Source organism: Crateriforma conspicua (assembly GCF_007752935.1).
Lineage (GTDB): Bacteria > Planctomycetota > Planctomycetia > Pirellulales > Pirellulaceae > Crateriforma > Crateriforma conspicua.
On the sequence record NZ_CP036319.1, the window covers coordinates 1,980,032 to 1,992,400 of the forward strand.

Annotated in this window: 7 protein-coding genes; 6 read left to right on the forward strand and 1 reads right to left on the reverse strand. The window is 56.0% G+C overall.

The genetic code is table 11. The annotated features are described in order from the left end of the window. The first annotated feature begins 11 nt into the window (after positions 1–11). The 3 genes from Mal65_RS07455 to Mal65_RS07465 all read left to right on the forward strand — a co-directional run bounded on the left by Mal65_RS07455 (position 12) and on the right by Mal65_RS07465 (position 3,642). A complete protein-coding gene (locus Mal65_RS07455) occupies positions 12–1,184 on the forward strand; it encodes an aldo/keto reductase (RefSeq protein WP_145304766.1) in 1,173 nt (390 codons plus the stop codon). A 233-nt stretch (positions 1,185–1,417) separates the two neighbouring features. Then, the gene (locus tag Mal65_RS07460; protein ID WP_145295470.1) at positions 1,418–2,734 is read left to right on the forward strand and encodes a glycoside hydrolase family 99 protein; all 1,317 of its coding nucleotides are present in this window, start codon (positions 1,418–1,420) and stop codon (positions 2,732–2,734) included. Between the two features lie 119 nt (positions 2,735–2,853). Then, entirely contained in the window at positions 2,854–3,642 is a 789-nt protein-coding gene (locus tag Mal65_RS07465) for a carbon-nitrogen family hydrolase (protein ID WP_196784665.1), read from the forward strand. 114 nt (positions 3,643–3,756) lie between these two features. Here Mal65_RS07465 and Mal65_RS07470 read toward each other — a convergent pair whose 3' ends face one another. Continuing rightward, positions 3,757–6,618 carry a sulfatase-like hydrolase/transferase gene (locus tag Mal65_RS07470; protein ID WP_165701127.1) on the reverse strand — a complete coding sequence of 954 codons (2,862 nt, stop codon included), beginning with the start codon at positions 6,616–6,618 and terminating at the stop codon, positions 3,757–3,759. A 424-nt stretch (positions 6,619–7,042) separates the two neighbouring features. On the opposite strand from Mal65_RS07470, the gene Mal65_RS07475 reads away from it, so the two are divergent. From Mal65_RS07475 to Mal65_RS07485, 3 genes are all read left to right on the forward strand, one after another. Then, entirely contained in the window at positions 7,043–7,861 is an 819-nt protein-coding gene (locus Mal65_RS07475) for an SDR family NAD(P)-dependent oxidoreductase (RefSeq protein ID WP_145295475.1), read from the forward strand. A 164-nt stretch (positions 7,862–8,025) separates the two neighbouring features. Further along, the gene (locus Mal65_RS07480) at positions 8,026–10,185 is read left to right on the forward strand and encodes a hypothetical protein (RefSeq protein ID WP_145295478.1); all 2,160 of its coding nucleotides are present in this window, start codon (positions 8,026–8,028) and stop codon (positions 10,183–10,185) included. A gap of 918 nt (positions 10,186–11,103) precedes the next feature. Next, the gene (locus tag Mal65_RS07485; RefSeq protein WP_145295479.1) at positions 11,104–12,345 is read left to right on the forward strand and encodes a hybrid sensor histidine kinase/response regulator; all 1,242 of its coding nucleotides are present in this window, start codon (positions 11,104–11,106) and stop codon (positions 12,343–12,345) included. The last annotated feature ends 24 nt before the right edge of the window (positions 12,346–12,369 follow it).

Genomic DNA, 12,369 nt, shown 5'->3' on the forward strand with positions numbered 1-12,369 from the left:
GGAGTGTTCGCATGGCGTCGCCAAATTCTCGTCGTCGTTTCTTGAAAGGTTCCATCGGTACCGCTGTGGCAGCCGGATTGGCGGAAAACGGCCAGTCGGCAGCGGGCGACGATCCCGCATCGCAAAATTCCGCGACGGCGGCCCCTCAGGTCCAGTGGCGAAACCGCAATGAAGCGATGCGTTACCGGATGCTGGGGCGAACCGGGATGATGGTTTCCGAGATCGTGATGGGGGGCAATGAAATCACGCCGGACAATTACCAACATGTGTTCGAAGCGATGGACATGGGGTTGAACTACCTGGACACTTCGCCCGCCTACGGCAAAGGCGCCAGTGAATTGGGGTTTGCTAAGGTGATCAAGCAGCGGCCACGAGATCATTTCTTTCTGACATCCAAGGTCAGCGTTTGGGATCTGAACCGTAACGAGCGTTTTGAAAAGATTTACAACGGTTTGTCCGGTGACGAACAATCGCGATTGCGTGGCGCGGCGGATGACTTGATTGCACAACGTGGTGCGGCCGAACCGGATTATCTGGGCGGTTACTTTGGCGGCCAGACTCGCGAATTGAATGCGGCTGCACTGTCGGACGTGATGGAAGCGACCTATGGCGACCGAATCGATCGTGTCAAAAACTATCGTCAGATCATCATTGATTCGGTCGAAGGCAGCCTGCAACGCTTGGGGACCGATCATTTGGACGTGTTGATGTGCCCGCACGGCGCAAGCAGTCCGGTTGAACTGACAAGGTATCCCGAAATCTTCGATGCATTCAACGAATTGAAAGTCGACGGAAAGGTTCGCTTCTTGGGCGTGTCGTCCCACAATGATCCCGCCGGCGTGTTGGACGCTGCAACAAAATCTGGGATCTATTCGGTTGCCATGGTGGCCTACAACGTTGTCAACGAATCGTTCATGAACCAGGCCATCGATGCGGCCCACGATGCCGGCGTCGGGGTGATCGCAATGAAAGTCGCGCGACCGGTGTATCGCAGCCCCCAGTCGGCCAACGGCAATAGGGAAGGCCGCAAGCGGTTGAACGAGGCGGTTGATGGCGATTGGTCGATCCCTCAAAAGGCGTACCTTTGGGCGTTGCGAAACCCAAAACTTAGCGCCGTAATCTCCAACATGGTCAACGCGGAACAAGTGGCGGAAAATATCATCCTACCACTGCACCGTGGCTGATTTGGTTTTCCGTTTTTGCTCGGTGTCACTGGTCCCGTGGCCACCGACATGGCGGATGTCTGTGCATGGTGCGATGTTCGGCGATGGTTTTGACGGACCGGCGGATCGGTGCCATGATGTGTCGGCCTCCGACCCGTTGGGTCCCCTGCCCCGCCGAACCAATCGCGTTTCGTCGTCGCTTGTTTCCTTCAAGCTGTCTCAGACGACGCGGTCCCGCCCCGCCTTGATCAACCATGCAACAACGCATCCTTTCCAATCAACGCATCCTTTCCAATCAACGCAACCGGGTACTGCCCCTCGTTTGGCTGTGTTTGGTCGTTGGGCTATCTGCCGTTTCGCAAGCGGATTCACCCAGCCCTGGTTCGGTCGATTGCACGACGTTGGACGGCAAGGTGATGTGTGGTTACCAGGGCTGGTTCAACTGTCCCGGCGACGGATCGGAATTGGGATGGCGACACTGGGGGCGATCCAGTCGCCGGATGTTCGGACCGGAAAGCGTGACGATTGACCTGTGGCCGGATGTGTCGGAATATGGCGATGACGAGTTGTTCGAAACCGGATTTCGAAATGCCGATGGCAGCATCGCCAAGGTTTTCAGCAGTGCGAATCAAACAACCGTCGACCGGCATTTCCGCTGGATGAAGGACTATGGCATCGACGGCGCGTTCGTTCAGCGGTTTGCAACGTCGCTGCGATCCGTTGCCAGTCGTGCCAACCGTGACAGAATCCTGAATCACTGTCGACAGGCGGCGGAAAACCATGGCCGCGCCTTTGTCGTGATGTACGACCTGTCCGGCCTGCGCGAAGGACAGCTCGGAATGATTGCCGATGACTGGGATCGTTTGGATTCCGCCTTTGCCGTGGTCCAAAGCCCCGCTTATCTGCAACATCACGGCAAGCCTTTGGTGGCGATCTGGGGCGTTGGATTCAAAGACCGCCATCAAGAAGGGTCGTACTCGTTGGAAGGATGCCGGGATATGATCGCCCAGATCAAATCTCGCGGCTGCAGCGTCATGCTGGGCGTTCCCACGGGATGGCGACAGCAAACACGTGATTGCATCGATGATCCCATCGTCCAAGAGATCTTGCAGATGGCCGATGTCATCAGCCCCTGGACGCCCGGTCGATACCGAGACATTGACCAGGTGCGTCGCCACGCCGATGAGTTTTGGGCCGCCGATCAGCAACGTTGTGACGAGCTGGGCCAGGATTATCTGCCGGTCATTTTCCCTGGATTCAGCTGGCACAACTTGAAGGAAGGCCAAGCGGAATTGGGCGCGATCCCGCGCCAGAAAGGCAAGTTTCTTTGGTCGCAAGTCATGGCGGCGAAGCAGGCCGGTGCAAACATGTTGTACGTCGCGATGTTTGACGAAGTGGACGAAGGGACCGCAATTTTCAAATGCACCAACGACCCGCCTGTTGATGATCACGTGCCTTTCCTAACTTATGAAGGCTTGCCCAGTGATCACTATCTGCGTTTGGTCGGCGAAGCGGCTCGTGTGATTCGCGGTGAAGAACCGGTCACGAAAGTCCCCGATTTCCATCCGTAAAACGACCGGATCACTCGGTTTCACGCGTTCAGCCCCTCAAAAAATTCCGATTGCGATGCCGTTGGTTGCCGCCTAATCCAGACAGCCACTCAAGCGATCGGACCGGCGAAGGAATCTTGATGAAGTTGACCATCAGTTTGGGACAAATGGACATCGTTCCCGGTGATCCCGATGCCAACATTGCCAAAGCGAGCCAGATGGCACGGCACGCCTCCGACGCAGGCGCCGATGTGTTGGTCCTGCCGGAACTTTGGTCGACCGGTTACGTGCTGAAGCGTGCCGGCGAACTTGCCGATGCGGTGGGTCACGGTGTCTTTGCCGAAGTGCAACGATTGTCCGACGAGCATGCGATTCACATCGTCGGGTCCTGTCTATCGAAAGACGTCTCGAATCAGTACGCCAACACCAGTGTTTGGACGGCACCCGGCGGACGAGCGTTGGGGCAATACAACAAGCTTCATCTGTTTCGCCTGATGCACGAAGACCAGTTCCTAAAGCCAGGTGACCGACCGGTCTTGATTGACAGTCCATGGGGAAAGGCGGGAATGGCGATCTGCTATGACCTGCGTTTCCCCGAACTGTTTTCTTCGTACGCGACCGACGGTGCGATCATGGTGTTGATTCCCGCACAGTGGCCGAAGGTGCGTGTGGAGCATTGGAAAACACTGTTGCGTGCCCGAGCAATCGAAAACCAAATGTTTGTGATCGCATGCAATTGTGTCGGACAAATCGGTCCCACGGTTTTTGGTGGCCATTCATGTGTCATTGATCCCTGGGGCGAAATACCGATTCAAGCCGGCGATCAGGAAGAGGTGGTGACGACGGTGATCGACACGGATCAGATCGATGATGTGCGAGCGCGCATTCCGGTGTTTTCCGATCGCCGCACGGACTTGTTCCAGTTCTGAATGATCGTTTGATCCGAGTGTCAACAGCCGGTTCCTTGACCAGCCCGTTTGACTCACAGGTCGATTGGGAAACGCGCGGCGGACCGTGAAGGTGTTTTGATTGGCGTCTGTCGATCAGTGCAAGCGATCCGGTTCCGATGGCAGTTTCCAATCCACCGGTGGCCACACGTCGGGTTTGGCAAGTTGCGTTTCAAAAGCTGAGCCTTGGATTGTTTCGAATCCAGACAGTGCATCGCTTAGCCGGCCGGCAACATCGGCGGGGACGTCTTTGACCGGCTCGGATTCGGTCGGGTCATCCGCGATGCGGAAATACTGATCGTCCACCCGTTTCCAATGGTCGGACACGACCGCATGGGCACCCAAGATGATCGATCGTTCCGGCGGTGTTTGGCTGCCACTCAAGTACGGCAATAGGTTTTTTCCGTCGCATCCCTGCGGCGGCGTTGTCCCGGCGGCCGCTGCAATGGTGGGCAATAGATCCACGTAACTGGCCACGGACGTGAACCGTTGACCGGCGGGCAGTTGCTGTGGCCAGCGGATCATGGCGACAACCCGCACGCCGCCTTCCCAGGTGTCAAACTTGTTGCCGCGAAGCGGTGAGTTGTCGCCACCGTGGGTGGGCGTGCCGCCGTTGTCACTGTGAAAAACGACGATCGTGTTCTCGGCGATTCCCTGTTTGTCGATCTCATCTAAGATCTGTCGAATGTTTTCGTCCATCGACGTCACCATGGCTGCGAACGTTTGGCGAACCGTATTGCCGCGGCCGGCCTTACCGTAATTCGGTGCCTTTTCACGCTTCGCCAACCGACGATCCGTGTTCGGTGCCAGATCACCCTGGGGATCGAAACCGTATTGATCCAGCACCTTTCGCTTGGCTTGAATGGGGGAATGCGGTGCGTTGAACGCGACCACCATATAGAAAGGATCGCCTGCGGCGTGGTCACGGATGTACTTTGATGCTTCGCGGCCGATCAAGTCCGTCGAATAACCTTCATCCTCCGATGCGTCGTACCCGCGGTGCCAGTCCAGTTGCCCGTGCCGCTTGTGGCTGAAGTAGTCGATCGCGCCGTTGTAGTGACCATAGAAATGATTGAATCCATGCTTCAGCGGATGAAACAGATCGGACGCCAATCCCAAATGCCACTTGCCGAACATCGCGCGGTGTGGATAACCGGCATTCGATAAGACTTCCGCCGTGGTGACTTCCTGGGGTGGTAAACCGTGCCGTGCATTGGGATTGCATACGCCACCCCAAATTCCAAAACGAAACGGGTAGCGGCCGGTCATGACACCGGCCCGCGTGGGCGAACAAATGGGCGTGACATAAAAGCGGTCCAGGACCACGGACTGTTCGGCCAACTGATCCAACGCAGGAGTTTTGATATCGCTGCCGTGAAAGCCCACATCGTTCCAGCCAAGGTCATCGGCGATGATGTGAACGATGTTCGGGGATGCCGCAGATCGACCTTGCGACGTCGACTCATGCTGTACGGAGACAGCATCACGCGTTTTACCGACCGCTGAACGCGTCGACGCCGCCTTCGGTTTTTGAACATAGTGGGCGTCCATCTTTTGCCACCAACCCAACAGTTGTTGCTTCATCGCGTGGACGGTCGCCGGTTGTTCATCAGCCAGGTTTTTCGTCTCACCAGGGTCAGCGGTCAAGTCAAACAATTGCACGCGGGAACTATCGGGATTGCACAGTAACTTCCATCGACCATCACGCATGGCCAGTGATGGGCTTTGGTGTTCCGCCTTGCCGGGCTGGATGCTGCCGTGAACGCCATATTCCCAGAACACGGGTTGGTCCCGCTGAACTTTTTGACCAAGCAACGCGTCGGATAGATCAATGCCGTCGGATTGCGTGATCTGATCGGTAACACCACAAATCGCCGCGACGGTCGGTAAGACGTCGATCGCGGCCATGATCGTTGAATCGTTCAAACGGTCGGCCGGAATTCGGCCCGGCAATCGTGCGATGAAGGGCATCCGGATGCCGCCTTCGTACAGGCTCCATTTGCGACCAAAAAACGGTCCGGTAAAACCGGGCGGTTGGTGACCGGCCTCGTAGTATCGCGGCCAATCAGTCGGGCCGTTGTCGCTGGTCAGAAGGACCAGCGTGTTTTTTGAAAGCTTGAGCGTATCCAGTGTGTCCAGAAGACGACCGATCTGGCGATCCATTTCGTCAAGGACGGCAAAGAATGCTTCGTCCGGCGGATTGTCAGAACTTCCCTGCCACTTACTCGCTTGCCGTTCCGATGGTGAATGCGTGTCGTGAACATCATTCGGAAAGACGCGCAGATAGAACGGCCGTTCTTGGTTGGCTTTCAAAAATTCAATCGCGTGATCCACATAGGTCTCGGTTGTCCGGTGCTTGGGCAAATCCAAGATTTTGCCTCGACCGTGCGTCCAACTGAGTTTCTGGTTGCCCGTCTTCTGCCAAAGGATGCGGTCGCCCAAGCCTTCGAAAGAAACCAGCGATTCGTCAAAACCATATGCCTGAGGCAGTGGCGCGTCGCCGACATCGCGTCCGCCGCCCATGTGCCATTTGCCAAAATGCGCGGTGCGATATCCCGCTTGTCGCAATAGCTTGGCCAGCGTCGGAGCATCCGGGTCGAGCCAGTCGGGCATCTTCCGTTGGCGGTTCGATTTGCGAGTTGCCAGGAACGAATGGATGCGATACTGCTGCTGATACCGGCCCGTCGTCAGCGCGACCCTTGACGCGGAACAGATGGGCGAATTGACATAGAAATTGGTCAGCCGGATTCCCTCGGCGGCTAACCGATCGATGTTGGGCGTTTTCATCGCCGGGTTGCCAAAACAACTCGGGTCTGCGAACCCCATGTCGTCGATGAAAATGACCACAACGTTCGGCGGACGATCATCGGCCGCGATCGCGGGTCGACCAGCGAACGGAATGATGCCAATCAGCATCATCGCTAGGAACAAGATGACATCGGGACGGTGTTTCTTCATGGCGGGCAGCAGGGGAGCGGCGTCTGTGGGGAGGCACACGATCAGGGGCGGGAGCCGACCGAATCTGGTCGCCGAAATCTGGTCACTGATGAAACGCTCGGCGGCGGTCAATCGGCGGGAAACAGCCATAAGCACAGTGTCGGGCTGACTATTGGTACGACGTTCGCAATTGATGTGTCGACGCAGTCGGTGCAAATTTCGATCGGGTATCCATCTTATCCGACCGGTTGCTCCGTTTTCACGCTGGCCGTCGCCTGACACTGGAACTCTTGAAGTGCGCACATCTGGGCACTATGTCCCAGCGTCGGCGAAGCGATTGATTGCTCGGACGATCCACCGATGGCCGCAATCGTCCGGCCAAGCCAAACGCTCCCGACAGGGGTAAGGGCCGCGGACCAATGACATCGCCCCATTTGAGTTAACGATGCGAAAAACGATTTTGATCACTGGTGCGACCGATGGCATCGGTTTGAACACTGCGAAACGACTTGCACAGCTCGGACATCGCGTCCTGCTGCATGGCAGGTCCGAAGCCAAGCTTCGTCAGGCCCAGGCCGACATTCAGCAGACATCGAATGACGAGTCGGTGCAGGGCTACCTTGCCGATCTTTCGCACCTGTCCCAGGCGGAACGACTGGCCGGTGATGTTGTTTCGGATCATCCCAGCATCGACGTGTTGATCAACAACGCCGGCGTCTTCGCCGTCAATGAACCTCGAACCGACGACGGGTTGGATGTGCGTTTCGCGGTGAACACAATCGCACCGTACATTCTTGCCAAACGTTTGATCCCAGCGTTGGGCAGCGACGGACGCATCGTCAACGTTTCGTCTGCTGCGCAAGCGCCGGTCAACTTGAGTGCTTTGTCTGGCACCGGAACGTTGTCCGATGGTGACGCGTACGCCCAAAGCAAGCTGGCACTGATCATGTGGACCAATCAGATGGCGGCATCGCTGGGCAATGACGGGCCGATGATGGTTTCGGTGAATCCCGGTTCGCTATTGGCCAGCAAGATGGTCAAGCGTGCGTTTGGAATCGACGGCAAGGATCTTTCGATTGGTTCGGATATCCTGGTGCGTGCGGCAACCTCAAATGAGTTCGACAAAGCCTCCGGACGCTACTACGACAACGATTCGCGGCGATTTGGCCAACCGCACCACGACGCGTTGAATGTTGATAAATCGGCGGCGGTCGTCCAAACGATGGACGCGATCCTAAGCGAAGTCTTGGCGGCATCACGCTGAATCGCGATGCGGCCGCGAAAGTTGACAGATTGACCTAGCGACGCGGATCAAGCCGTTCTTGGCACAGGCATCCTAACGACCGTCGCTATCATGGATCCCGCGTGCCATGCGAGCCTTGGCTTGCCGGCACTGGGGTCTCATTCTCGCTGTCCCGGTCAATTGTGATGTTTCGTTCGAACTGGTGGTGCGTTTTCGCGTGGGTTCTTTGCGCCGGTGTTCTTTCCGATGCCTGGGGTGACCGCGTTTCCATTCAGTACGATGCGAACGATCCGATGCAGGTCTTCGGCGTCGGTGATTTGACAGCAGCGCTGAAGTCCACCGGCAATGAAGTCGTCTCTGAACAAGCCGATTTCCATATCGCGTTCTCACAGTATGAACCTGGGATGGGCCCCCAATCGTTCCGGATTCAAAAGGAAGGAACGCGTGGAATTCGCATCTTTCACGGCGATTCCGTGGGGGCAATGTACGGCGCATTGGAATTGGCCGAAGACATTGCGTTGGGCAACAGCTTGCAAGGTATACGGGAAAAGGCACGTAAGCCGTATGTGCCCCATCGTGGCTTGAAGTTCAACATCCCGCTGGACGCCCGAGCCCCCAGCTACGATGACACCGGTACGTCAGCCCACCAAAACATCCCGGTCATGTGGGAATGGGATTTTTGGAAGTCGTTCATCGATCAGATGATTCGCAATCGGTACGACACGCTGACCCTGTGGGTCACGCATCCCTATCCCGGAATGGTCCGATTGCCGGAGTACCCGGATGCAAACTACGACGACGTACGTGTACTGGCCAAGCCGGTCGATGAACATGGCGATCGCCATTGGGATCGCTTGGATGTTTTCGATCCCGCCAACACCAAAGTGGTCAAGAAAATCACGTTGGACGAAAAAATCGCGTTCTGGACACGCGTCTTCGACTATGCCCAGGCACACGGGATCACCATCCATTTGTACCACTGGAACATTTATACCTTCGGCGCGGAAGGCAAATACGGAATCACTGACAGTGGCAAAAACGACGCAACCGTCCAGTACATGCGATACTGCGTCCGCCGGATGTTGGAAACGTATCCGCAGATTGACGGGATCGGTGTTGCTGCCGGCGAACACTTTGATCTTCCCCAAGGCGGGGCTCGTGAAGAATGGTTGTGGAAAACCTACGCACTGGGCATCAAAGACTACTGCCGCGACCACCCCGATCGCCGGATCACATTCATCTTCCGCAGCCTGATGTCAAACGCCGACAACATCATGGATGTGTTCGCAGACTATGACGTCGGTGCCTTCCATACCGACCACAAATACGCTCGCGCACGCGTTCATTCCACGACCACGTCCCCGTATCTGGACATCGAGTATCGTGACGGTCTGGAAAAGTTCGAAATTCCGTGTTGGCTGAACGTTCGCAACGATGATTTGTTCATCTTTCGTTGGGGTGATCCCGACTACGTTCGCGAATTCTGGGCCAACATTCCTCGTGACGTGCTGCGATCCGAAGCTGGCTATTTCATGGGCCCCGACGGCTTTGTGCAGGGCAAGGAATTCGTCAGTAAGAATGATGAACTGACCGGCCAAATGGAGGTCGACAAACACTGGTATCGGTTCATGATGTTCGGTCGGTTGAGCTATGACCTGACCCTCACGCGAGACTATTTTGAAAAACGATTGGCCGAACGCTTTCCTGACACCGATGCGAAACGCCTGTACGAAACCTGGCAATCCGCTTCTCAGATCATTCCCTTGGTCAATCGATTCTTCTTCCGTGTGAATGATCTCCAGTTTTCGCCGGAAGGTTGCATTGCAAAAGAGGGATTTCTGACGGTTGATCGATCCTTCTTCGCACATCCGCCGCTGCAGGGTTCAGGGATACTGTCGGTCCAGCAGTACGCCCAGAAGATCATCCAGGACGAATCGTTCGATGGGATCACGCCGATGGATGTTGCCGACACGCTGGACGCCGATGCGGCTCAAACGCTGGCCGGTGTGAAGACGCTTCGAAGTAACACGACTGCATCGAGTCCGGAGTTGCGGTCGACGCTGAGCGATTTGGAGGCGATGGCGTGGTTGGGCAAATACTACGCCGCCAAGATTCGTGGTGCCGCGGAATTGGCGGTTTATCGTGCCGATCGAACACGAACCGTTCACCACGATCGCGCGGTGCAGCATTTCGAAAATGCGGTGCAGCAATGGACTCGTTATGCCGACGTCGCCACCAGCCAGTATCGTCCGCAACTGTTCTCAAGAACGCATTACATGGATTGGTCCAGGATCTTGGATGACGTGCGACAAGAATTGGATTCCGTTCGGGCCGAGGCAAAGTGACAAGGATCGGCTAGGCACTGTTTATCAATTCAACACGAAGGCCAATGAAGACGGTAACCCGACGCGTCAGCGAGGGATTCTTGATGAATGAATAACTTCGGCCCCTCGCTGACGCTTCGGGTTACCAATAGATAAACAGTGGCTATATCCGAACGCACGGACTTCGCTGAAGATTGCGCTGGTCTCTCTTCGAAGGTCGGCATCATAAACGATGGCTCAGAAAACGCATCGCTTCTTGCGGCGATGTTGCGTTTTGAGCGTGCGTTGATCACGGTGATCGGCCCTTTTGGTCGGACTCAAAATTGATCGATACAACCGGCCTGCCACCAAGGTTCAGTGCGACAATTCGCTCCAATATAGGCAGCTTTGTGTAGGAATCTGTCACAGGTTTAAAGTGCACACGGCGACGGATGAAATCATCGGTCGCTTACGGGGGAACGAATCGTCATCCACATCCGAGTGACGCGAATGAAGTTCTCACCATCTCTATCCGCGACCGCGGCGATCGACGACATGCTGCTCGATTTCAGCGTCGCGATTGACCAAACGTACGCTTGGTTCTGCCCAGGCTTTGGGACGACCCTCAGTCCCAATACCTCGCGAATAAAAGGCCCTCCATCATCACAGTCAGCCAAGAACGGCGGTGAATCCGACTTCGCCAACACCGTCGTCCGGCAATCAAGTCTTGGTGCATGGCGGGCGATCCCAACCAGACGTATGAGACGGGGTGCGAGACCAAGTCCGCACGGAAATCAATGGTGAAGTTGACGACCGTTTCCTGAACAGATTGGTGTGTGTCTGCTTCATGCCCAACGGTGATCAACGCGTCCCAAGATGATGACGACTTTGTCATTCCGATGTTTCAACACTGTAGATCAGTCTATATCCGATGCTATTTGAAGTGATGTCCTTGTTGCCATGCGCCTATTGATTGTTGATCCGAGACGGAGTATCCGAGCAGCATGGACCAGTCGGCTGGGATCCCACGAACTGGAACTGCATGAAGCCGCCGATGAATCGGAGGTTCGTGATGTTTTGGATTGCAATCTTATGTCTGCGGTCATGGTCCCGTTCCCCTTCGACTGGTGCTCGGAGCCAAGCGAGTTTCTGCGATCCATTCACGACGTATGCCATCACACCATCGCACTGACCGATGGAAGCAAGCGACAAAACGAGGCAGCGTTTGCGTTGGGCGTATCGGAATGTTTATCGAAACATTGTGGTATCGAGCATTTGAACGCACTGGTCGAACGCATTCGGTACGTGTCCGATTTGGAAGACCGTGTCGTTCAAGCACAGAAAATGGAGGCCGTGGGCGAATTAGCGGCTGGCATCGCGCACGAGATCAACACACCCATTCAATATGTCGGCGACAACACACGTTTCGTGCGTGACGCTTGCGAAGACCTGATGGATGTGCTGACCAAGTGCAGCGATATCGTCAGCGATGAACAGCCCAGTCGTGACGTTGCTGCAATCAAGACGGTCATCCACGACGCCATGATACAGGCCGACTTTGAATACCTGATCGATGAAGTGCCGGCGGCCATCCGACAAACACTGGAAGGGGTCGAACGCGTGGCCAACATCGTGCGCGCGATGAAAGAATTTGCACACCCTGGGGTATCGGAGATGGTGCCCACCGATCTTTCCAAGTGCATCGAAAACACCGCAATGGTGGCACGGAACGAGTGGAAGTATGTGGCGAACCTGGAGACCGCGTTTGATTCCGAATTGCCCGCCGTTCCCTGTTTGCCCGGCGAACTGAACCAAGTCCTATTGAATCTAATCGTCAATGCGGCCCACGCGATCGCTGATCGTCAAGGGGACACGGGATCCGAAAAGGGCCGTATTGAAATTAGCACTCACCGATGCGGGACCGCAGCGGAGATTCGTGTGTCTGACACGGGGACGGGAATCGATGCGGCAAACGTGGAAAAGATATTCAAGCCGTTCTTCACCACCAAAGCCGCCGGCAAGGGTACCGGTCAGGGCCTGGCGATCGCACACAGCGTGATCGTTGAAAAACATGGTGGGACGATTGATGTGGAAAGCAAGGTTGGGATAGGGACGACTTTCGTCATTCGGCTGCCCTTGGGCAACACAACGGAACAAGGCATCCAGCCAGCCGAGTCGATGGAGAAGGCATGTGTGGGGTGATCCATGCCAAAGCGGGCAAGCAAA

Excerpts from the sequence above, each read along its gene's own strand:
- Mal65_RS07485 (WP_145295479.1), top strand. The coding sequence starts at position 11,104 with ATGCGCCTATTGATTGTTGATCCGAGACGGAGTATCCGAGCAGCATGG.
- Mal65_RS07475 (WP_145295475.1), top strand. The coding sequence starts at position 7,043 with ATGCGAAAAACGATTTTGATCACTGGTGCGACCGATGGCATCGGTTTG.
- Mal65_RS07480 (WP_145295478.1), top strand. The coding sequence starts at position 8,026 with ATGTTTCGTTCGAACTGGTGGTGCGTTTTCGCGTGGGTTCTTTGCGCC.
- Mal65_RS07465 (WP_196784665.1), top strand. The coding sequence starts at position 2,854 with ATGAAGTTGACCATCAGTTTGGGACAAATGGACATCGTTCCCGGTGAT.
- Mal65_RS07470 (WP_165701127.1), bottom strand. The coding sequence starts at position 6,618 with ATGAAGAAACACCGTCCCGATGTCATCTTGTTCCTAGCGATGATGCTG.
- Mal65_RS07455 (WP_145304766.1), top strand. The coding sequence starts at position 12 with ATGGCGTCGCCAAATTCTCGTCGTCGTTTCTTGAAAGGTTCCATCGGT.
- Mal65_RS07460 (WP_145295470.1), top strand. The coding sequence starts at position 1,418 with ATGCAACAACGCATCCTTTCCAATCAACGCATCCTTTCCAATCAACGC.